This is a genomic window from Corynebacterium sp. HMSC064H12 (assembly GCF_001809925.1).
Lineage (GTDB): Bacteria > Actinomycetota > Actinomycetes > Mycobacteriales > Mycobacteriaceae > Corynebacterium > Corynebacterium jeikeium_D.
In genome coordinates this window covers 30,101-51,872 of sequence record NZ_KV799342.1, presented here as the reverse complement: position 1 = coordinate 51,872, position 21,772 = coordinate 30,101, and the positions used below count along the sequence as shown (strand labels likewise).

Genomic DNA, 21,772 nt, shown 5'->3' with positions numbered 1-21,772 from the left:
TCCCCTTTACTTACCGCCCTCGTCGGTGGACAGCGCAGCCACGAATGCCTCCTGCGGCACCGAAACCGAACCGATGTTCTTCATACGCTTCTTACCGGCCTTCTGCTTCTCCAGCAGCTTGCGCTTACGGGAGATGTCACCGCCGTAACACTTAGCAAGGACGTCCTTGCGCAGTGCACGAATGTTCTCGCGGGCAATAATCTTCGAACCGATTGCGGCCTGAACCGGGACCTCGAACTGCTGGCGAGGAATCAGCTCGCGCAGCTTCTTGGTCATCTTGTTGCCGTACCACTGCGCATTGTCGCGGTGGACGATAGCGGAGAAAGCATCGACTGCTTCGCCCTGCAGGAGGATATCCACCTTGACCAGATCCGCAAGCTGCTCGCCGGCATCTTCGTAGTTCAGCGAGGCATAACCCCTGGTACGGGACTTCAGCATGTCGAAGAAGTCGAAGATGATCTCGCCCAGTGGCATCTTGTAGCGCAGCTCCACGCGGTCTTCCGACAGGTAGTCCATACCGCCCATCTCGCCGCGCTTCTGCTGACACAGCTCCATGGTGGGGCCAACGAATTCACTCGGCACAACGATGGTGCACTTGACCATCGGCTCGTAAATTTCGCGGAGCTTGCCCTCCGGCCAGTCACTCGGATTGTGAACAGTGACCTCGGTGCCGTCCTCAATGACAACGCGGTAGACAACGTTCGGAGCCGTCGAAATCAAATCCAGGTCGAACTCGCGCTCGAGGCGGGCACGGGTAATCTCCATGTGCAGCAAGCCCAAGAAGCCACCGCGGAAACCAAACCCGAGGGCAACCGAAGTCTCCGGTTCGAATGTCAACGAAGCGTCGTTAAGCTGGAGCTTTTCCAACGCATCACGCAGGTCGGGATAGTCCTGCTGAGAGATTGGGAACAGACCGGAGTAGACCATCGGCTTGGGCTCTTCGTAACCTTCCAGAGGCTCCTCAGCCGGTGTGGCGTTCAGCGTGACGGTGTCACCGACCTTGGACTGACGGACATCCTTCACACCAGTGATGAGATAACCGACCTCGCCGACGCCAAGGCCCTTACACTTCTTCGGCTGCGGCGAAACAATGCCGATTTCCAGCAGCTCGTGCTTGGTGCCGGTGGACATCATCTGAATGACCTCACGCGGCTTGAGCTGACCATCAACAACACGGATGTAGGTGACCACACCGCGGTAGGTGTCGTAGACGGAGTCAAAGATCAGCGCACGGGCAGGTGCCTCCGGGTCGCCGACCGGTGCCGGGACGAGCTCACAGACTCGGTCGAGCATCTCCTCAACGCCCTCACCGGTCTTACCCGAAACACGCATGACATCCTCCGGCTCACAGCCGATGATGTGCGCGATTTCCTCCGCGTACTTATCCGGATCCGCGGCCGGCAGGTCAATCTTGTTCAGAACCGGGATAATCTCCAGGTCATTTTCCATGGCCAAGTACAGATTGGCCAGCGTCTGCGCTTCGATGCCCTGCGCGGCGTCGACAAGCAGAATCGCGCCTTCACACGCCTCTAGCGCGCGCGAGACCTCGTAGGTGAAGTCGACGTGACCAGGCGTATCAATCAGGTGCAGGACAATCTCTTCCCCCGCGTGCTGACCTGTGCTCGGAACCCACGGCAGGCGCACGTTCTGAGCCTTAATAGTGATGCCGCGTTCGCGCTCAATATCCATATTGTCGAGGTACTGATCGCGCATGTCGCGCGCCTCCACAACACCCGAGAGCTGCAGAATTCGGTCCGCCAGGGTGGACTTACCGTGGTCAATGTGCGCAATAATGCAGAAATTTCGAATCCGTGAGGGGTCCGTAAAAGTCTGCTCCGCAAAATTCTTGGTCACGTTGGGTCTACTCCGAAAAATAAAGACGTTATGGGCATTGGGGCGCGGCGTTGGCCGACCCATATGCGCCGGCCTCGAAAACCGACCAGCCGGGCTTAAATACAATCACGCACAATCTTACCTATCGATTCCCTCCGCACTAAACCTCTAGACTTAGATTCCATGAGCTCCACTTCGTCCACCGATCAAAATGAACGCGAAAGCTGGCCACGCCGCCTGCGCAATCGCATCAGCGCGCGTCTTTTCGCCGGTACCGAGTGGTTCCGCGGCCCCGACACCCTCGATGAGGCGCTGTTTAAGCTCAACACGCAACTTGGGCTCGCTCAGGACACCTCGCTTTCCGACGAGTCCAAGGAGGCCCTACTTCGCCTGCGAGACCCGGTGACCATCGCGCGTCCAACCGCGGAACTGGCCCGCACGATCGTGTACAGCCCCGACATGGATGGTCAAGCCGACCCCGGCGAAGTGGTGTGGATTCCATTGCAACTCGAAGGCGAAGACGCCGCCTTGCGGGAGCGCGCAGTTGTCGTGGTTGGCCGCCATGACCAGTACCTTCTGGGCATGCTGATTTCCACTCGCACCGAGCACAGCGAGCAACCGGAGTGGCTCTTTATCGGCAGTGGGTTCTGGAATGAAGACCCCAAGCCGTCGTGGGTGCGGATGGACCGTATCTTGCTCATTCCGGAATCCGGGATTCGCCGCGCAGGTGCGATGATGCCCCGCAGGCGCTTTGAGCTCATCGCCGCCCGACTGCGCGGGGACTACGGCTGGAATTAGCCGCAGCTGGAATTAGGCAGCGGCTGGTATTAGGCAGCGCTGTTTGCTAAGATTCTGCAAGTTGTTTACCGTTGCGTTCCTTTGCGGCGAGCGCGGGCAGGACCTTGGGTTCGCGTTTTCATCGCCGTATAAGCGCAGTGCATGGTTTTATCCCGCTGGTTAATTAGTTTGAACGGCAGGGATTCGAGCCAAAATTTGTACTGTGATCAGGACTTTTCTTGGTGGCGGGCGGTAGCAATTCCAACTACTACGGATACAAGAGGTATTCACGATGGCAAACATCAAGTCCCAGATCAAGCGCAACAAGACCAACGAGAAGGCTCGCCTGCGTAACCAGGCTATCCGCTCTGCAGTCCGCACCGAGATCCGCAAGTTCCAGGCTGCTGTTGAGGCTGGCGACAAGGCTGCTGCTGAGGCTCAGCTGCGCGTTGCTTCCCGCAAGCTGGACAAGGCTGTCACCAAGGGCGTCTTCCACCGCAACACTGCGGCTAACAAGAAGTCCGGTATGGCTAAGGCTTTCAACAAGCTGGAGGGCTAATTCCCTTTTGGCGCTGTGCCGTTCTTGTGGCGCTTGTGCCGTGAAATTAACCGCTTCCTGCTATTTTCCGATTTCATTTCGGATGTGGCGGGAGGCGGTTTTTATTATTTAACCCCAACGCGAGTTAGTGGCTGCGTTTATGGCTGGCGGCGGTGGGGCGATGCGAGTTACTGACTACGTTTATGACAAAAATGGCCTGAAAAATGGCTTGAAAGTGTCATAAACTCACACAGTTTCACATTTGCAGCCCGTAAATTTTAACGCCGATGGGACGAATGGGCCAGCTCCGCGATACGAAGCACCGACTGTTCCAGCGATAGTTCCGGCGTCGATGAGGCTCCCTTGGTGTCTGCATCCAGCTGTGCCGCGACAACCACAGCGCGAGCAACCGCCGGGGTTGACCAGGCAGATGCCAACCGCTGAGTTTTCTCCAACTTCCACGGCGGCATGCCATAGCGGTGGGCATCTCTACGCGCATTGACACCACGTGCACCGTGGAGCCGAGCTACATCACCAACCATTCCCGTGATTGCAGCCGACAGCAGTGCCGGTGCCATGCCCAGCTGCAAGGCACGGCGCATCTTGGCCAACGCTTCCCCACCCCGGCCGCGCAGTGCGAGCTCGGCAATCTCAAAGCCCGAAACCTCCGCCGAAGCACCGTAGTAGGTGCGCACTGCTTCCGAGGTGACCTTGCCCGCGGTATCCGCACACAGCTGGGAAATGGCGGTGGCCAGCTCGCGGAGGTCTGAACCGACCGCATCCAGGACGGTATCGATGACGTCGCGACGCACCTTAACCCCGTGTGAGGCGAACTCTTCGCCAACAAAACCGGGCAAGTCGTTTCGCTTGAGCGGTTGAGCTTCGAAAAAGCGGACCCCCAACTTGCGCAGGTCAGCGACCATCTTTTTCTGACGCCCCTCACCGCTGTGAAGGAGAATCAACGTGATGCCCGGCGCGGGATCCTTAACCGAATCCATCAACAGCTTGGCAGGCTCTTTGCCGGCGTCTTGGCAGTCGGTGACAACCACGATCCGGTCATCTCCAAACAACGAAGGGCTGAAGAGCTCCACGGCATCGACAGTGGTCATGTCCCCTGCGCGGATGGTGGTCACAGGCACCGAGCGTCCACCCGGATCGGACTCCGTTGCTGCCTGCGCGCGGACGGCAGCGACAATGGCGAGGCGGGCGCGGTCTTTCAGCAGCTCCTCTTTGCCCACAATCAAATTCACGGGTGCGACGGCGCTCAATCCCGACCTCTTTTCCGCGTTAATTCCTGCGACTGTTGTTTCTAGCCTACGGGACAGCCCGGATTTCACCTTCCTCGCCAGACTTCACCATTGGAATACAGGGCTTGCGGCCCATCTCGCTGCGGGCACACCACAGGAATCTGCTCGGGTGTCATTACGGTTTCTCGCACGCGCGGACCACACTCGCGAGCGATAAACCACTGGGGTGAGCGGCCTGATTGGGACGGTTGGCCGCTCACGGATTCAGCGATGTACGACGGGGACTCCACCGCCACGGTTTCTGTCGTGGGGTTATTGGTGGTGTCATCGAGCACCTGGACGTACCCCGCCTCTTCCTCGGTGAGTCCGAGTGCAATTCGGCACTGCCGGCTGAGCGAGGTCGGTGCAGGGTAACCAACCGATGCCACATGGTTGGCGGGTTCTCCGACAGCCTCCGCGTGAATGAGAACAACCTGGTTCTTCTCCGCACAGGCCGCAACCTTCCACCCCTGTGGGGCACGCGCAATGTCCAGCCCGAACACCCAAATAACCGCGTAACTACAGACGGCAAGTACCACTGCGAAGCAACCAGCGCGGAGCGCAAGACGGGGCCACGCCCAGAGCGCCGTCAAGCATGCGAACGTGAGCGTGCAGGAGATGACCAACGTGACCGTCCCAGTGGCGGGCGCGACGATTCCCGCAGCGAGGCGTGCGACCTGATGAATCCACCATGCGCACGGCGCGGCGCACCAGAGCAGCGCACTGACCAGCCAATTGAGATGCAGTGCGGCGGCAACGGCAGCGAGCGAACCAGCGATAGTAACCGGTGCGACGGCGGGCGCGGCGAGGAGATTGGCGAGCAGTGAGACGTGACTAATTTCGCCGATAAGGAGCGCCAACACGGGCATGGTGACCACGTGTGCGGCAATCGATACGGCGACGGCGCGGACTACTGGGGCGGGCCAGGTACCCATAACGGTGGTGGCGGACAGGCGTCTGGCAAGGGGCTCGGCAAGAAGGACTAACCCGGCGGTGGCTGCGACCGAGAGGGCGAAGCCCACTGATACCGATAGGTCTGGAGCCAGGAGAATCAACCCAATAATGCCAGCCGACAGCGCCGCGATGGCCTGGCCAGCTCGTCCTACAAGAATCGCCAACAGCCCAATGCAGCCGGTGACCACCGCGCGTAGCACTGACGGTTCTGTACCCACAATTGCCACAAAGCCATACAGGGCAAGCGCGGCGACTGCGACGCGCACCCGCGGTCCAGCCCACGAAAACACGGCTACAACAGCCCCGACAACAAGCGCAACGTTCGCTCCAGAGACCGCTGATAGATGTGAAAGCCCAGAAGCAGTCATCACATCGCCATCGGTGAGGCTAAAGCCGCGCTCATCGCCGATGGCCATGGCGGGAATCAGGCGGTCGGGACCAACGGGGAGATTCTGCGCCGAGTCAAAGAGCTGCTGCCTCACGTCAGCTGCCAGCCCCTGTGGTGGCGCGATGACCTCAACATCACCGCGCAGATTCAGCTGGATACCACTAATGCAGGGCTTGCTGGCCACACGTATACCGGCTGTGGATTCAATTACGGTGTCTCTCGTGATAGCCAACAGTGACTCGTCGCCGAAAGCCGTCACCTGCCCCGGAAGACCTTCGATGCGGGCCTTCGCACTGGCCCCAAACTCGGTTGCTTTCGGCTCGGTGACGAGGCGCAATTGCACTTTCGCCATCCCACCAATGTCCTCATAGAGCTCATGGGCTCGGGCTTGCGCTATGCGGATTCGCGTGGCCACCGCAACGCTGGCCACCGCCACAGCTGGCACCACGATAGTGGCGATTGCTCGCCAGCCGGAGGTCACCGCACCTCTGCCCCATCGCCACGACCAACGCTGCCACGCCCACGGCAACGCCACCGCAGTCGCGATTGAGCTCGGTACCACAACTATCGCCCATTCTGGGCGCATGATCACCGCCACCGCAGTCGCCCACGCCAACACCGCTGCTGGCACTAGCCGCACATCGAGCCCAGCACGAGCGCGCAGGTCAGACGGTGGTGGCATCGCGCAGAGCCTCTACCTTCGCCGGGCCGATTCCCGGTACCTCCTCAAGTGCGTCGATACTCGCAAAAGGCCCGTTCTTTTCACGAAAGTCAATGATTTTGGTCGCTGTTGCGGGTCCAATTCCGGGCAATTCCTCCAGCTGCGTAGCAGTGGCGGTGTTGATGTTGATCTTTCCGTCAGAGCCACCCGGGTCAGCCCCGCCTGCAGCACCGGCGCCAGAACCGCCAGAAACATCGGAACCGCCCTCCGCCGTCCCTGCTGGCAGCGCCTCTGTCCCGACCACAATCTGTTGACCATCTACCAACGGTGCCGCCAGGTTCACGCTGGCAGGATTAGCCTCCGGCAAAAGCCCACCCGCACGCTCAATTGCCTCCACCACCCGCGCACCCACTGGCACCTCCACCACGCCAGGATTCACAACCAACCCCACCACCGACACAATCAACGGCCCCACCTGTGCCTGAGCGTTAGTCTCCTGCCCCGGACCGCCAGGCGCCTCCGCTGGGGTTTCGGTCGTCTCCGGTGTCGTCCCCGCGACAGCCGCGTCCTGCACCGCAGGCATCTCCACCTGCGGCGTCGACGGCCACACCACCGCAGCGATTGCTCCAACAGCCAACACCGCAATCACAAGGCACGCAGCCATCGCCACCCGCGGCGTCACCACCGCCCGGCGCGTGGAAAAGTCCACCGCCATGCGCTTGTCTTGATCAATCGGTTCCAGATAGTCCGCCAGCCGATTCCGCAAATTCGTCACGATGCGCACCCTAGCGCCCCGCACCACACCCCACCTTGACGAAAGCACTCATCAAGGCGTCATCTGTGGATAAAAAATGACCTGTGGAGGTTATCCACAGGCCAGATCATCTTCGCAGTTCAGCCGCTACTTCTTCTCGTCGCCGTCATCATCACGCTTGTCGCTTGACGACGACTCCCGCGATTTCTCCCCATCGGTGCCAAATACAGCTCCCTCGGGATCGGACTTATCGCGCAGCGCCAAATCAGAGATAGCCTTCGCCAGACGCTCAGCTTTATCCAGAGCTGCTTGGCGATTCTCACTCCACGTTGGCAATTTAGAAACCGCCGTGGTGAAAAGCGGAATTCCCTGTTCATTAGTCACTACTGTGCGATGGATTCGTTTATTGCGGTTGCGACTGGCAGCCGGATTCTCAACTACCTTCACCGCAGCCTGATCGGTGATCGGCTCACCTGGGTCTGTGGTGCCAGCGTTTTCAGCCGAACCGTCCGTGTCAGCAGAGTCACCGGAATTGTCTATGTTCCCGGAATCGTCGTCTACCGCGTCTGCAGCCACAGCATCAACAGCAGGCGCGTCACTCTCCTCCACACTGTGGAGCAGCGCTGTCACGCCCATCTCTGTTTCAAAATCCATGGCATTCGAATCAATCGAGCCACCGGAGACCATGCCAACTGCATAGGCTCCCTGCCCGACATGAGCGGTAAGAGACTCCGGCAAATCCAGGATTCTAAACCGGGTATCGTCGGGTAGCTCTTCGGCAAGCATGGCCTGGAGCTCGTGAACGTCGTCAAGCGCATCGGAATGATGCAGCAATACCGCAGGCGGACGGTTCGCCGATGACGCGGACCGCACCATCTTCGTGGCAAAATCCACCATGCGCTGCTTGACCTTCGCCTCTGTCCGACACTTGGCGACCAGCGCTAGTGAGCCATCTTTGATGCCGACGATGGGCTTGATAGCGAGAGCCGTAGAAAGCATCGCTTGGCCCGCGGAGATGCGACCGCCACGACGTAGCGAATCAAGCTTTGGTACAAACAACCAGAGTCGATAGCGCTGCAGCACATCACGCGCTACATCGGCAACCTCATCACGACTGGCCCCGGCCCTCGCAGCCTTGGCCGCCGCGATGGCAGCGGCACCGACTCCAGCTCCGACGGTGTCGGTATCGATGACGGTCACACGGTCCAGCGCACCAGCAGCGGTGACAGCGTTAGACCAGGTAGCGGACATTCCCTTGCCAAGATGCAGGGCGACAACGCCAGCGTCAGAACCATCCTTGTTGGAGCGTTCCAGCGCACGCGCATATGCGGCGCACAGCTTCAGTGGACTGACTGCCGACGTGGTGACGGCGTCTTCATTGATGTCATGGCCGATGGGAACCACGGTGATGTCGAGCTTGCGGGCAACCTCGGGCATCAAGCACGCGGTGTCATCAACAACAATGCGAACGCGACCGTCACCGGGCATGGCGGCCTCCTGAAGAATCAGAAACCTGCGACTCCCGCTCGCGGACCTTCGCGTTAAAAGCATTCAGGTACCAGGAGGTCTCACCATTGACGCGCGTGCGCTGCTCCATTTCGACCCACGCAGTGTTGCCCAGGCCGTTGAACGTGCTGAAGTAGTCGCGCGGCATCTGCAGCAGGGCTGCGGTAGCGGCAGCAATGGCACCACCGTGGGACACGAGCACAAAGGTATCCGACTCCCAATCGGGGTTGGCCGCTAGCTCAGCAATGACCGCCAGCATTCGGTTGGAGACCTCAAAGCGGGTCTCGCCACCCTTGGGTGCCCAGTTGAGATTATGGCGCCAGTGGTCACGCATACCGGGAAACGCGGAGTCAATCTCGTCGTAGGTACGCTCTTGCCATTCACCGAGGTTGGTCTCACGCAGGCGCTTATCAAAACTCAACTCTGCACCGGTGGCCTCGGCTAGCGCGCGGGCGGTGTCGGCTGCCCGGGTCAGGTCAGAGGACACGATTTTTGTGATTCGCGGTTCAGCCTCCGCCAGGTACTGCGCCGCAGTACGGGCTTGCTCGCGACCAACGTCGGAAAGCTGCGTGTCCAGCTGTCCCTGAATGCGGCCGGTAGCGTTATACGAGGTCTGCCCGTGCCGCAGCATAATCAGGCGACGTCGAGCGGCAACATGTGCCTCGCGTGAGCCCGCCACAATTAAAACTCGTCCGTGTCCGGGTTTTCGGCAGCCAGCGGAATCTCGTCGATAGAACGAGCATTGCGGGCGGAATCTTCGCCGTCCTCGTTGCTCGGCTGCTCGATGCCCTCGACCTCGATGCGCGGGCAATCGCGCCACAGTCGATCCAGGCCGTAGAAGTCGCGTTCTTCACTGCGGAAGACATGCACGACAATGTCGCCGTAATCCAGCAGCGCCCAACGTCCCTCACGGACACCTTCGCGGCGAACCGGCTTTGCGCCGAGGTCACGCAGATCGTCCTCAATTTCGTCGACGATTGCGGCAACCAGACGCTCATTGTCAGCACTGACCAGGACGAATGCGTCCGTAATCACCACCGGGCCAGAGACATCGAGAACAACGACGTCCTCACCCTTTTTGCTATCGGCGGCCTTCGCCGCGGCGGTCGCCAGCTCAATGGCGCGTGGTTGTGCAGTCACGAAAGACTTCAGCTCCTTGTGATTAAAAGTCGTGAAAAACAGCGTTTGTACTTGTAACTTACCGTCTCAGCGGGATTTTGCTAACTTTCAGTCCGCGGTATCGGACTTCGCATCCACCGATGCCGCATCCTCGGAGGTCGAGTTCACCGATGCGGGGCCCACAGAACCAACCGTGCCCTCAGCAGACTGGTACAGACCCCGCTTAGCGATGTACTGCACCACGCCATCCGGCACCAAGTACCAAACAGGGCGTCCTGCCTCCGCACGCTTTCGACAATCGGTAGAAGAAATAGCCATGGCGGGAATCTCGATGAGGTGCAACCGTGAAGCGTCGATTCCTTCCAGGTCCTCTGCACGCAGGTGAACTCCTGGGCGAGTGACGCCGACGAACGTTGCTGCGTCGAACATCTCCTCCCAGTCCCGCCACGTCATAATCTTCTGCAGCGCATCGGCACCGGTAATGAAGAACAGATCCGCATTGGGATAGATGACCTTCAAATCCCGCAGCGTATCGACGGTATAGGTCGCACCCGGCCGGTCAATATCAACCCGCGAGACCGAAAACTGTGGGTTCGACGCGGTGGCAATGACCGTCATCAGGTAGCGGTCTTCGCTGTGAGAGACCTTCCGGCCGCGCTTTTGCCACGGTTCACCCGTGGGCACGAAAAGCACAAAGTCAAGGTCGAAACGGTCTGCCACCTCGCTGGCGGCAACCAGGTGACCATTGTGGATGGGATCAAAAGTGCCACCCATTACGCCAATGCGCTGCCGGGGCGCGTCCGCCGACTTCGCTGTCAACGCGGCGTGTACTCGCGACCGCACACTTTTCTTGCGCTTAATCATGACTGGCACTTTACCTGGGCACTACGGACGAGTCTGTCCACGACCAGCCAGAACCCACTTGCTGCTGGTCAGCTCCGGCAGCCCCATGGGCCCACGGGCGTGCAGCTTCTGAGTGGAAATACCAATCTCTGCGCCGAAACCGTACTGCTCACCATCGGTGAACGCAGTCGAGGCATTGACGCTTACGGCGGCCGCATCGACACGGTCGACGAACTCCTGGCACACGCCCCAGTCACGTGCAGAGATAGCTTCTGTATGTCCCGAGGAGTACTCAGTGATGTGATCCGTCGCGGCCACCACACCGTCGACAATGCGTGCGGCAATGTCTAGCGAGAGGTACTCATCCGACCAGTCTTCCGCCGTCGCCGGAATGACCTCACCAGTCCACCCAGAGGCCGCCAGATTATCGACATCGCCGTGGACCGCAACGCCCGCGTCGGCAAGCGCGTCCAAAATGCGGACCTGATCCTGCGCGGACAGCGCCGAGTCAATGAGAACCGTTTCAGTGGCGTTACAGACGCTCGGACGGCGGGTCTTGCCGTTAATCATCAGCGCAATCGCTTCGTCGATATCGGCGGAAGCATCGATGTAGATGTGGCAGTTACCGGTACCGGTCTCAATGGTCGGCACCGTTGCCTTCGTCACGACGGCCTCAATCAGACCGGCACCGCCGCGCGGAATCACTACGTCAACCAGGCCGCGGGCAGTTATGAGATCTTGCACGGAATCGTGGGTCTCACACGGCAGCAGCTGAACAAGGTCCTCCGGTGCATCGTGGTTGGCCAGCACCTCACGCAAAACCGCGACCAGCTGCGTGTTGGAGTGGACGGCGGACTTGGAGCCACGCAGCAAGGCCACGTTGCCCGACTTCAGCGCCAGACCAAAGGCATCGACAGTAACGTTCGGGCGAGCCTCGTAGACCATGCCCATCACGCCCAGCGGAACGCTGACCTGGGAAAGCTTAATGCCGTTGGGAAGAGTGCTGCCCCGCAGCACCTCGCCTACCGGATCCGGCAGGGCCGCAACCTGGCGCAGCCCACCGGCAATACCCTCAACACGATCGGCGTCAAGACGCAGGCGATCCAGCAGGGAGTCACTAAAACCACGGGCCTTACCGGCCTCGATGTCCTTGGCGTTGGCTACCAGAATCTCTTCAGTACGGGCGACCAGCGCATCTGCTGCGGCCAGCAGGAGCTCGTTCTTGCGTGCCGACGTAAAGCGAGCCAGCTCTCCCGCGACAGCCTTGGCACGCTGTGCCTTATCTAAAACCTCGGCGCGCTCAGCAGCACGCTCCGGACTAAGAGCCGAATCCTCGGCAATGCCCTGTTGATTGGTGTTAGCAGTTTCGTTCGTTTGAGCAGTCATGCCTACCAGCATAACTAGAGTGAGACATCATTTGAGGGAATTAGCTCAGCAACCCAAGGAAAGATGTAATTCATCAACAGCAGGAACACGATGACGGCAATCACGATGGTGATGGTCGCTTTCACCCACCACGGACCCGGCAGGGATCGCCAAAAAGCTGCGTACATCTAGTTGACCTCCTTGGTCTCAACACCGGCGAGAACCGCGTGAATAATGAGCCGATGAGTGTTGTCCCACTGCGGATGGCAGGTAGTCAGCGTAAGTAGAGTCGCGTTACCGACCGGATTGAGGACATCGGCGCGGTCTGGAGTGACAATGTGCTGGCCGGGAATCTCGGGGACGTTAGTTCCTTCTGGCACGCAGTCGAAGCTTTCCCCTGCGCCAGCCATACCGTCGACCGGTAATACCTTGTAGCGGTAAATAGCATCACGCGTCTCTACAGTGATGTCATCGCACGTCTGCAGGCGGTCAATGTTGTCAAAGGGAGCTCCGTGGCCGTCACGATGGGCGGCATAAGAACTGTTGCCCACCTGCCCCGGAAGGGCTGTGCTCGGATAATGGCCGGGGCCACCGCGCAAAACTTCCTGAGAGACACCTTCGAATACGACCAAATCGCTAAAACCGGCCTTTGGAGCGGAAATCATCGCCACCGCAGAGCCAGGCACCCAAGAGCCCTCAACAGCTGGCTCCGTGCCTTCTGGCGCCTGAGCTGAGGCCGATGCCGGTGCGGACCATGCCTGCTGCAGCTCATCACGAGCCTGCTGCTGAGCTTTCCCGGTTTCAAGACCAGACCAGTACAGCAGATAAAAGGCGAAGAGCGCCACCATCACTCCAGCGGTCAAGAGCAACTCGCCGATGACGCCAATAATTTTCGATAACACACTTAGGATTATGCCCGAAAGTTCCTCATCCAGGCAGTCCGCGCTCAGGCACTCCTCCCCCAGCCAGTCCGCACTCAGCTAGTCCCCACTCAGCCGGTCTTTGCCGAGGCACCTCTGTCCGGGCGCGCCCAGGTGCGCGTCTTTAAGCGCTGCAGCTCTCAGCGCAACGCTCTCCTAAGCGCGGGAGGCGAAATCCGACAGGTAGTCGGCATGGACGACAGGCTTCTGCATGTCATTCGGCAATTCCTCGGTGTGGTAGCCGATCATGCCCAGCAGTTCTTCAGAGTCATAGTTGACCTCGCCGCGTCCGATGACCTCACCGCTCGGGCCAATCAGGTCGACGATGTCACCAGCGGAGAACTCACCGTCAACCGAGGTGATACCGACCGGGAGCAGCGACTTGCGCATGCGGGTCACAGCGTCGACCGCGCCGGCATCCAGGCGAAGCAGGCCCGAGCTATCCGCTGCGTAGAGCATCCAGAACTTCCAGGCGCTCAGGCGGTTGTCCTTCGCGGCGAAAGCGGTTCCCACGTCTGCCTGGTCAAGTGCTCGCTCAATGTTGGACGCAGAAGTCAGCAGCACCGGCACCCCAGCACGCGAAGCCAGGCGTGCGGCAGACACCTTCGAGGCCATTCCACCGGTGCCCAGTGCCCCACCGTCACCGGCGATAACACCACGTAGGTCGTTACCGCTGCGCACCTCTGGCACAAAGGTCGCACCTGGATCGGCCGGGTTGCGGTCGTAGAGGCCGTCGACGTCGGAAAGCAGAATCAGTGCATCGCAGTACGCCAGGTGACTGACCAGGGCGGCCAGGCGGTCGTTGTCGCCGAAGCGGAACTCCGAGGTCGCGACCGTGTCATTTTCGTTGACAATTGGCACTGCACCCAGCTGGCGCAGGCGGTCGATAGTGCGCTGAGCGTTGCGGGCACGCGAACGCACACCTGCATCGTCCGAGGTCAAAAGCACCTGCGCAGAAGTGCGGCCATAGCGCAGGAAGGAGCGTCCCCACTCCTGTGCCAGGCGCACCTGCCCCACCGCTGCAGCCGCCTGCTTGGTCGCCAAATCAGTGGGACGCGAAGTCAGCCCCAGCGGCCCCATTCCGGATGCCACCGCGCCGGAGGACACGACAATGACATCGCTAAAGCCCATACGCTTTTCCAGGGCATCGGCAATGAAGTCGATGCGTTCGGGATCGGTACGACCGTCAGATCCGGTCAACGAGGAAGAACCAATCTTCACCACGACACGCTTCGCGGTCCGAATTGCCTCACGAGTCTCGGAATCGAAACCGCCTTTGGTTCCCGGAGATAAATTCTCAGTCGCCTTTTCAATCTCAGCGACGGTGGACTCAGGATTGTTGTGAAGCAGCTCGTCGACCTCCTCACGGGAAATCGGCGCGTCCGATTCAGACTTCGGGGTAGCTACCGGGGCATCTAATGCATCTGCTCCAGTGACGTCAACATCGTTGGCAACGGTGTCGGAAGGGATAACTGACTCACTCATTTCACTAATGGAAAACATGACGGTCTAATGTAATTCTGACTATATAATTGTTTAAACAATTAATGGCAAAATGCAAGTTTGAAGTCTTCGCTTGCCGACGACGCTGGCGCCCGCGACTATGAGTACCGGTCGCGAATAGCCTCTTCGCCATCTCCGAAATCGTACTCGTCAATCAGACCACGGCGGGCCTGCGATGCACGCTTACGCTGCTCAGCGCTAGTGCGCTCGTTGACGTAGAGACGATCGTCGGTACCACGGCCACTCGGCACGAAGTCATCGGTGCCCGCGACCTGCTGCGGGTACCACTCGAAGGTGAGATAGGAAATCGTCACCGGGCAGCCAACCGTTGCCCCAGCCTTTGCCAGGGCATCTTCGACACCAAGCTTGGCCAGGCGGTCAGCCAAGTAGCCGACTGCCTCGTCGTTTTCGAAGTCCGTCTGGTTAATCCAGCGCTCCGGCTTACGGCCACGCACAATGAACCCATCTGGGGTATTCGGATCGCGCTCGATGGTGAAGTCCGCGCCTTCGCGCTTCTTGCCACGCACACCTTCCGGACGGATGACCGCACGGGGCTCCTGCTCTGTTGGCAACGGATGGGCCTTGCGATAGGCGGCAATCTGATCCTTCAGACCGTAGGTCAGCTCCTTGAGCCCCTCGTGCGTCACCGTAGAGATCTCATAAATCGGCCAGCCGAACTTCTCCAGCTCCTCGCGCTGCATGTCAATCATCTCGCGAGCATCGGGCAGGTCAATCTTGTTCAGCACGATGACGCGCGGACGCTCTGCGAGATCCCCAAGCCCCACGTCGGCCTTCAGCACCGACTGGTAGTTGGCGAGTTCCGTCTCCAACGCCTTGATGTCAGAGACCGGATCGCGGTCGCCCTCCAGAGCAGCAGCGTCAACCACATGCACGAGCACAGCGCAGCGCTCAATGTGACGCAGGAAATCCAACCCAAGACCACGGCCTTCAGAAGCCCCCGGGATAAGACCCGGCACATCTGCGATGGTGAAGGACTCGTAGCCAACGTTGACTACACCCAGGTTCGGCTGCAGCGTGGTAAACGGGTAGTCACCAATCTTCGGCTTAGCAGCGCTCAAGGTGCTGACCAGCGACGACTTTCCGGCCGACGGGAAGCCCACCAGTCCAACGTCGGCCATGGACTTGAGCTCCAAGACAAGATCCTTGGCCTCGCCCGGCTCACCGAGGAGAGCAAATCCCGGCGCACGGCGGTTCTTGTTTGCCAGCGCTGCGTTGCCCAGGCCACCGTAACCGCCCTCAGCGGCAATGAAGCGGGCGCCCTTACCGGTCATGTCCGCCAGCACTTCCCCATCCTCGGTGATCACAACCGTGCCCTCCGGCACTCCGAGAACCAGATCCTCACCACGAGCGCCGTTGCGGTGATCGCCAGCGCCCGGCTTACCGTTGGCAGCCTTGATATGGGGGTGGAAGTGAAAGTCCATCAGAGTATGGATCTGGGGGTCTACCACAAGCACAATGTCGCCACCGTGGCCACCGTTACCGCCGTCGGGGCCACCCAGTGGCTTGAACTTTTCACGCAGCACCGAGTTACAGCCGTGACCGCCGTCGCCGGCCTGCAAATGCAGCACGACACGATCTACAAAACGAGACATAAAATCACACACACTTCCGAGCGGAGAGCCATCTTCTAGTGCCTGGAGTAATGCCCTAATTTAAGCGAGCCGACGGGCAGAAGTCTAGGCGGTAACAAAACGCTGCCTCGCAACCTAACGGCGCGAAACAGGACATAAACAACAAAAGAGCCGATTACCTTTCGCAGTGGGAAAGGAATCGGCTCTTCTGCAAGGCAGTTAAACCTGCCTCAAATTCAACGTTGCAGTAATCCTATGCGGACAACCGAAGGTTGTTCTTAGGAGTTGTTCTCAACGATGCTGACAATGCGGCGGTTGCGGCGGGTACCGAACTCGACTGCGCCTGCCTTCAGAGCGAAGAGAGTGTCGTCGCCGCCACGGCCAACGTTCTCACCCGGGTGGAACGAGGTACCGCGCTGACGAACGAGAATCTCGCCTGCCTTAACCTGCTGGCCGCCGAAGCGCTTCACGCCGAGGCGCTTAGCTTCGGAGTCGCGGCCGTTGCTGGTGCTGGATGCACCCTTCTTAGTAGCCATGATTTTCTCCTAGGGAAAAGCTAATTGGAATTTCGGCGGTTTACTTGGAGACGCCGGTGATCTTCAGAACAGTGAGCGGCTGACGGTGGCCGTAGCGGCGCTTGTAGCCAGTCTTGTTCTTGTAGTGCATGCCGCGGATCTTCGGGCCCTTGACGGCCTCGACGATCTCTGCGTTAACGGTAACGTTGGCAAGCTTGTCGGCATCCGCAATGACATCTGCGCCATCGACGAGCAGAACCGGGGTGAGAGCCACGGACGAACCCGGCTCACCCTCGATCTTCTCGACCTTGACGAGGTCACCTTCGGCAACCTTGTACTGCTTGCCGCCGGTCTTGACGATCGCGTACATAGGAGGGCTACCCCTTTATCTGAGAAACTCGACTCAAGGAATCTTTGTAATTCCTTGACTGGACAATGGAATTGCGATTAGTTGCGTGTGCAGAACACTTCAGGGACATACCCGAAAGCCAAATCCGAGTAGATTTCCCCGCTCTGGCCGTTTCCTTACCACCAGCGCCTCAAGCACCAGTGGGCATGACCAGATACGCCTACTAATCAGCGACTGGTCAAGAGTAGCGAAAAATCCCCCTAAATTACAAACTGCCCGAGTAAGACCCTGTCCCCCATTGGTTTTCACGGTCTTCCCGGGCAGTTTCCGAAGCCACTTTCCACCCCCTGCTTTAGGGAACGGAAAACAGCCTTCTATCTGGTCTTACTCCAGGTTTCCAATACCTAGTTCTGGCCACTTCGGCGCACCGCACGACGCACGCGGCGACGACGATTGGCCGGTTTCGTCTCCGGCGCCGCAGCACCGCGATTAGCCTGCTTCTGCTCTGGCTTAGTAGCGCGGTTTGAAGCGCCCTGTCGCTGCTTCGGCGCAGTCGCTCCGGCATCGCTTTGCGACGAGACCCTGCGCACCGCCCGACGGCGATTACGGCGAGCTCCCGTGCCCTGGACCGCTACGACCTCAACCCGTGACTTGCCCGAGCGGCGTCCACCGCCACTGCGGTTGGCGCTGCGGTTGGTGCTGCGGTTGCTGTCATCGCGGTTGTCTTTCGCACGATCTCCGCCCTTGCTGCCTTCAGCGTCCGCCTTTGGCTTAGTGGACTCGAAGTCCTCGCGGCGCGGTGCGCGATCCGAGCGAGAGTTACCGCGCGTCGGACGACGACGGCGTGGAGAACGCTCGAACGCCTCCTTCGCCTCCTCATAGGTCTGGGACTCCTCGGCCACAGCCTTACCGGTCTTGTTAGCGTTGCCGCTCTTGCCATCCTTGGCTGGCTCCCTCACGTCTGTGGTGGAAGCTGCCTGAGACTCAGCCTGAGGCGCAGTGGTTTCATCCACAGCAGTACGACGCACAGCGCGACGACGGCGACGTCGAGCGCTAGCGCTGCTGGAGCGTTCAGCCTCACCACGGCCTCCACCGGAGCCACCGTTATCGGTGCGCTCGGCACGCTCAGCACGGGTCGGGCGCTCCGAACGCTTGCGACGATCACCATATTCTTCGTCGCGGTCATCGGCGTCGCGTGCAGCCGAATCAACGGCAACATGCTCCGCTACCCTGCGACGCGTAGCCCGACGGCGGCGGCGCTGCCCCTCCTGCGGCATGTAACGGTCATCCGACGGCTCCTCTGGGTCCTTCTCACGGGCTTCCGCAACAGCTGCGGCAGCCAGAGCAGCCAGGTCATCGGAGTTCTCCGATTGCTCAGTACGCTCGCGGCGCTCCTGACGGCCACGGTCGTTCTGTCGCTGCTCATCGTTTCGGCCCTGGCTCTTACGAACCCGGCGACGACGCGGCGGCTTCGGCTCATCGTTCTCAGAAGAGACAATGACAGCTTCGACAGCAGCTGCGACACGCTTGTCGGCTGCGTCCTTATCGCGCTGGTTGGTCTCCGTGTCGTCGTCACGCGTTGCCTTGGAAGAGCCTGCCTGGTCGCCCTGATCGCGGTGCATGGCCAGCGCGGCCGGGTGGTTGGCCGGATTGTGCTCCGAGCGCGACTTGTTGCGGCGCTTGGACTTACCCTGCTCGTCGTTGCGACGGCCATTCTTGTGGCCACGGCCCTGATTGTCCTGCTCAACCGGATCGATGTGGATAATCAGACCGCGGCCATTGCAGCAGCTACACGGCGTGGAGAAGGTCTCCAGCAGGCCTGTGCCCAGACGCTTGCGCGTCATCTGGACGAGGCCGAGCGAGGTGACCTCGGAGACCTCGTGACGCGAGCGGTCGCGGCCGAGCGCCTCCTTCAGACGGCGCAGCACCAAATCTTGGTTTTCCGGCAGCACCATGTCGATGAAGTCGACAACGATCATGCCGCCCAGATCGCGCAGACGCATCTGGCGGACGATTTCCTCAGCGGCCTCCAGGTTGTTGCGAGTGACCGTCTCTTCCAGGTTTCCGCCAGCGCCGGTGAACTTACCAGTGTTGACGTCGATGACCGTCATGGCCTCGGTGCGGTCGATGACCAGCGTGCCGCCCGAAGGCAGCCAGACCTTGCGGTCGAGTGCCTTGGCCAGCTGCTCATCGATGCGGAAGTGCTCGAAGACATCGGCGCCGCCGTGCTCCTTGGCGAAGTAGCGCTGCAGTCGCGGCTCCAGCTCCGGCGCCAGGTCGCCGATGTAGTCCGTCACTGTGTTCCACGGGCGATCGCCCTCCACCACGAGACGCGAGAAGTCCTCGTTGAAGACGTCGCGGACGACCTTGACCAGCATGTCTGGCTCTTCGTACAGCGCAATCGGCTTTGCTCCACGCTTCGCCTTCGCCGCCTCGGAGGCTTCCCAGATCTCCTGCCACTGCGTCTCCAAGCGCTTAATGTCGGCCTCGATGGCCTCCTTGGATACACCCTCGGCGGCGGTACGGATAATCGTGCCCGAGCCCTCCGGCGTAACCTCGCTCAGAATCGACTTCAGGCGCTTGCGCTCCGGCTCCGGCAGCTTGCGGGAAATACCCGCGCTACGGCCGCCCGGCACGTACACCAGGAATCGACCAGCCATCGAAATGTGGGTGGTCAGACGCGCACCCTTGTGACCAATCGGGTCCTTGGACACCTGGACGAGAATCTGGTCGCCGGCCTTCAGCGCATGTTCAATCTTGCGCGAACGCGACTTCGTGCCCAGCAGCTTCCAGTTCAGGTCACCTACGTAAATGACACCGTTGCGGTCGGTTCCGATATCGATGAACGCCGCTTCCATGCTGGGCAGGACGTTCTGCACGCGACCGAGGTAGATATTGCCGATCTGCGTGGTCTGCGTGTCAGAGGTAACGAAGTGCTCGACCAGCAGGTCATCTTCCAGCACACCCACCTCAGTGACAATGCCCGCGTGGTCATGGCGCTTGCGCTCACGCACCACCATCGTGCGCTCCACCGACTCACGACGAGCCAGGAATTCCGCCTCCGAGATTACGTGGCGCTTGCGCGATTCCTCACGACGCTCGATACGGCGACGTCGCTGCGCCTCCAGGCGAGTCGATCCCTTAATCGCCTGCGGCTCCTCGACCTCTTCGCGGGTTTCCTCTTCCTCGCGCTCTGTGTTTTCGGTGGTCTTCTCCGCTTGTTGCGCGTCATCATTACGACGCCCACGTCCACGACGGCGACGACGCGGGCGCGGCTGACGCTCCGTTTCGCTTGACGACGAGCCGTCCTGCCCCTCCCCCGCGTTGTCATCGGTGCCCTGGTTGGAGGCACCGCTGTCAGCCGAAGCTGCATCCTCGGTGGCCGAATCCTTGGCCGAGGCCGGAACAGCCTGCGGAGCCAGGAAGATAGGCGCAAACGCGGTCTGCTCTTCCGCAACCGGCGGCTCCGGAACTGCCGGCGGCTCGATATCTTGCAGGGCTTCGTCCTGAGTTGCCTGCGTATCCTGCGGCTCTTGCGTTTTCTGCGGCTCTTGCGCTTCCTGAATTTCCTCTGCTGCTGGAGCGCTGGTCGTGCGGACCGCACGGCGAACTCGGCGACCACGACGTGTGGTCACTGCAGCGCTCTTTGCAGCAGGTGCTTCGGCGGAAGCTTCCTCAGCGGAGGTTTTCTCAGCGGTCTCGGCTACGGTGTCGGAAGCCTTTTTGTCGGCAGCCTTCTTATCGGACGCCTTCTTCGACGACGACTGAACGACAGCCTCAACAGCTTCCTCGACGACCGAGTTCGAGTCCTTCGGCTCGTCCTTCGCTGCGGTTTCTTCCGGAGCGCCAGCGGTCTTCTTCACAGCCCGCTTACGTGTTGCCCGCTTCTTAGTCGTGCTCTTCTTCTCTGCGCTCTGCTTCTCTTCAGCCTGCTTCTCTGCGCTCTGCTTTGCCGAGGATTTTCTAGCCGAGGCCTTCTTGGTGTCCTTCTTCTCGGTCACTTCCTCGGCAGGCGCTGCGTCCGACTCCGCTTCGCTCTTGGCTGCCTTCTGGTCGGTCTTCTTTTCTGCCTTCGGCGCAGCCTTCTTTGTGGCCTTCTTCGCAGCCGACTTCTTGCTGCTCTTCTTCGCAGCTGGCTTCTTCTCGGACTTAGCTGCGGTTTGCTCGTCCGACTTCTCATCCGCCGCGTTCGGCTTACCTGCCGACTGTTTTTCCTTCGCGGCCGGCTTTTCGCCGGTTGGCTTGGTCGCAGCAGATCCGTCGTCAAGCGAGGCATCCTCTGGATGATCGCCGATGAAATTCAGCACTGCGTCGAGCTGATTTTGATTAATGGTGGACGCAGCGGACTTTACGACGATCCCCGCGTGCCCCAGTGCTTCGATGGTTTCCTTCGAGGTCAACCCCAAGCTCTTGGCCAGGTGGTGGACTCGGGTTTTCAGAGCCGCTGACTCACGATCAAATTCGCGTGCCTTAGCGACAACATCCTGGCTGAAATTTGCCACTGTATTTGTTTCTCCTTGACACCCCACCACGCAAAACCCGACAACAGGAAGCACACTCTTTGTCATTCCATGTGCGCCTACATCCGTTGTGGCCTTGGAAACCAGGCGGAGCAACGATGTTGCGACAGCCACTTCATTTGCGCCAAATGCGCAGATAGAGGGCCGAAAACGATGAACAATTATGAAAGTCTTATTGGCAGGCCTACCGGCTGACTCGGGGATTCAGCGATCACATGCGGCATATTTCATCCGCCGGAGCGAACTCCCGGGCACTACTGCTGCTGTCCATTGTCGCACATATCGAGCAGGTGGCGCGCACCGACATTGGTGGCGGCGGGCCAATCCGAGTTACTGACTGCGTTTATGA

The 21,772-nt window shown here is 60.1% G+C and carries 18 protein-coding genes; 2 read left to right on the top strand and 16 right to left on the bottom strand.

Annotated elements, in window-relative coordinates; genetic code table 11:
* Window positions 1-6: 6 nt before the first annotated feature.
* Window positions 7-1,854, bottom strand: a complete 1,848-nt coding sequence (lepA, locus tag HMPREF2681_RS06110) for a translation elongation factor 4 (RefSeq protein WP_070546426.1) — start codon at window positions 1,852-1,854, stop codon at window positions 7-9.
* 162 nt (window positions 1,855-2,016) lie between these two features.
* Between lepA and HMPREF2681_RS06105 the strand changes: the two genes are divergently transcribed.
* Window positions 2,017-2,631, top strand: a complete 615-nt coding sequence (locus HMPREF2681_RS06105; protein ID WP_070546425.1) for a type II toxin-antitoxin system PemK/MazF family toxin — start codon at window positions 2,017-2,019, stop codon at window positions 2,629-2,631.
* A gap of 271 nt (window positions 2,632-2,902) precedes the next feature.
* Window positions 2,903-3,169, top strand: a complete 267-nt coding sequence (gene rpsT, locus HMPREF2681_RS06100; RefSeq protein WP_016422323.1) for a 30S ribosomal protein S20 — start codon at window positions 2,903-2,905, stop codon at window positions 3,167-3,169.
* 257 nt (window positions 3,170-3,426) lie between these two features.
* Here rpsT and holA read toward each other — a convergent pair whose 3' ends face one another.
* The 15 genes from holA to HMPREF2681_RS06030 all read right to left on the bottom strand — a co-directional run bounded on the left by holA (window position 3,427) and on the right by HMPREF2681_RS06030 (window position 21,405).
* A complete protein-coding gene (holA, locus tag HMPREF2681_RS06095; protein WP_005511539.1) occupies window positions 3,427-4,485 on the bottom strand; it encodes a DNA polymerase III subunit delta in 1,059 nt (352 codons plus the stop codon).
* A complete protein-coding gene (locus HMPREF2681_RS06090; RefSeq protein WP_070546423.1) occupies window positions 4,482-6,458 on the bottom strand; it encodes a ComEC/Rec2 family competence protein in 1,977 nt (658 codons plus the stop codon). The genes holA and HMPREF2681_RS06090 overlap by 4 nt, the downstream gene beginning before the upstream one ends.
* Window positions 6,442-7,212 (bottom strand): ComEA family DNA-binding protein, encoded by a 771-nt coding sequence (locus tag HMPREF2681_RS06085; protein ID WP_242451371.1) that lies wholly within the window; start codon window positions 7,210-7,212, stop codon window positions 6,442-6,444. Before HMPREF2681_RS06085 ends, HMPREF2681_RS06090 begins: the two co-directional genes overlap by 17 nt.
* A gap of 126 nt (window positions 7,213-7,338) precedes the next feature.
* Window positions 7,339-8,679, bottom strand: a complete 1,341-nt coding sequence (locus tag HMPREF2681_RS06080) for a DegV family protein (protein ID WP_070546419.1) — start codon at window positions 8,677-8,679, stop codon at window positions 7,339-7,341.
* Window positions 8,669-9,376 (bottom strand): histidine phosphatase family protein, encoded by a 708-nt coding sequence (locus HMPREF2681_RS06075; RefSeq protein ID WP_069359622.1) that lies wholly within the window; start codon window positions 9,374-9,376, stop codon window positions 8,669-8,671. The genes HMPREF2681_RS06080 and HMPREF2681_RS06075 overlap by 11 nt, the downstream gene beginning before the upstream one ends.
* Window positions 9,377-9,378: 2 nt before the next feature.
* Window positions 9,379-9,837, bottom strand: a complete 459-nt coding sequence (gene rsfS, locus HMPREF2681_RS06070; RefSeq protein ID WP_005511538.1) for a ribosome silencing factor — start codon at window positions 9,835-9,837, stop codon at window positions 9,379-9,381.
* An 87-nt stretch (window positions 9,838-9,924) separates the two neighbouring features.
* Window positions 9,925-10,680 carry a nicotinate-nucleotide adenylyltransferase gene (gene nadD, locus HMPREF2681_RS06065; RefSeq protein ID WP_070546418.1) on the bottom strand — a complete coding sequence of 252 codons (756 nt, stop codon included), beginning with the start codon at window positions 10,678-10,680 and terminating at the stop codon, window positions 9,925-9,927.
* Window positions 10,681-10,701: 21 nt separating this feature from the next.
* Window positions 10,702-12,045 carry a glutamate-5-semialdehyde dehydrogenase gene (locus HMPREF2681_RS06060; protein WP_224783791.1) on the bottom strand — a complete coding sequence of 448 codons (1,344 nt, stop codon included), beginning with the start codon at window positions 12,043-12,045 and terminating at the stop codon, window positions 10,702-10,704.
* A gap of 14 nt (window positions 12,046-12,059) precedes the next feature.
* Entirely contained in the window at window positions 12,060-12,212 is a 153-nt protein-coding gene (locus HMPREF2681_RS11125) for a hypothetical protein (RefSeq protein ID WP_049190848.1), read from the bottom strand.
* Complete coding sequence (locus HMPREF2681_RS06055; RefSeq protein WP_016422315.1) at window positions 12,213-12,926, bottom strand: class E sortase; 714 nt, start codon at window positions 12,924-12,926, stop codon at window positions 12,213-12,215.
* 174 nt (window positions 12,927-13,100) lie between these two features.
* The gene (proB, locus tag HMPREF2681_RS06050) at window positions 13,101-14,447 is read right to left on the bottom strand and encodes a glutamate 5-kinase (RefSeq protein WP_049171008.1); all 1,347 of its coding nucleotides are present in this window, start codon (window positions 14,445-14,447) and stop codon (window positions 13,101-13,103) included.
* Between the two features lie 98 nt (window positions 14,448-14,545).
* Window positions 14,546-16,060 (bottom strand): GTPase ObgE, encoded by a 1,515-nt coding sequence (gene obgE / locus HMPREF2681_RS06045; RefSeq protein WP_070546416.1) that lies wholly within the window; start codon window positions 16,058-16,060, stop codon window positions 14,546-14,548.
* Between the two features lie 257 nt (window positions 16,061-16,317).
* Window positions 16,318-16,575: a 50S ribosomal protein L27 gene (gene rpmA / locus HMPREF2681_RS06040; protein WP_016422312.1), complete on the bottom strand. Its 258-nt coding sequence runs from the start codon at window positions 16,573-16,575 to the stop codon at window positions 16,318-16,320.
* Between the two features lie 40 nt (window positions 16,576-16,615).
* Window positions 16,616-16,924, bottom strand: coding sequence for a 50S ribosomal protein L21 (gene rplU / locus HMPREF2681_RS06035; RefSeq protein WP_038628111.1), 309 nt, complete (start codon window positions 16,922-16,924; stop codon window positions 16,616-16,618).
* A 383-nt stretch (window positions 16,925-17,307) separates the two neighbouring features.
* Window positions 17,308-21,405: a translation initiation factor IF-2 N-terminal domain-containing protein gene (locus HMPREF2681_RS06030; protein WP_070546415.1), complete on the bottom strand. Its 4,098-nt coding sequence runs from the start codon at window positions 21,403-21,405 to the stop codon at window positions 17,308-17,310.
* Window positions 21,406-21,772: the final 367 nt, after the last annotated feature.

Coding starts and splice junctions, on each gene's coding strand:
- HMPREF2681_RS06105 (WP_070546425.1), top strand. CDS start 2,017: ATGAGCTCCACTTCGTCCACCGATCAAAATGAACGCGAAAGCTGGCCA.
- rpsT (WP_016422323.1), top strand. CDS start 2,903: ATGGCAAACATCAAGTCCCAGATCAAGCGCAACAAGACCAACGAGAAG.
- HMPREF2681_RS06090 (WP_070546423.1), bottom strand. CDS start 6,458: ATGCCACCACCGTCTGACCTGCGCGCTCGTGCTGGGCTCGATGTGCGG.
- HMPREF2681_RS06080 (WP_070546419.1), bottom strand. CDS start 8,679: ATGCCCGGTGACGGTCGCGTTCGCATTGTTGTTGATGACACCGCGTGC.
- nadD (WP_070546418.1), bottom strand. CDS start 10,680: ATGATTAAGCGCAAGAAAAGTGTGCGGTCGCGAGTACACGCCGCGTTG.
- HMPREF2681_RS06060 (WP_224783791.1), bottom strand. CDS start 12,045: ATGACTGCTCAAACGAACGAAACTGCTAACACCAATCAACAGGGCATT.
- HMPREF2681_RS11125 (WP_049190848.1), bottom strand. CDS start 12,212: ATGTACGCAGCTTTTTGGCGATCCCTGCCGGGTCCGTGGTGGGTGAAA.
- proB (WP_049171008.1), bottom strand. CDS start 14,447: ATGTTTTCCATTAGTGAAATGAGTGAGTCAGTTATCCCTTCCGACACC.
- obgE (WP_070546416.1), bottom strand. CDS start 16,060: ATGTCTCGTTTTGTAGATCGTGTCGTGCTGCATTTGCAGGCCGGCGAC.
- rpmA (WP_016422312.1), bottom strand. CDS start 16,575: ATGGCTACTAAGAAGGGTGCATCCAGCACCAGCAACGGCCGCGACTCC.
- rplU (WP_038628111.1), bottom strand. CDS start 16,924: ATGTACGCGATCGTCAAGACCGGCGGCAAGCAGTACAAGGTTGCCGAA.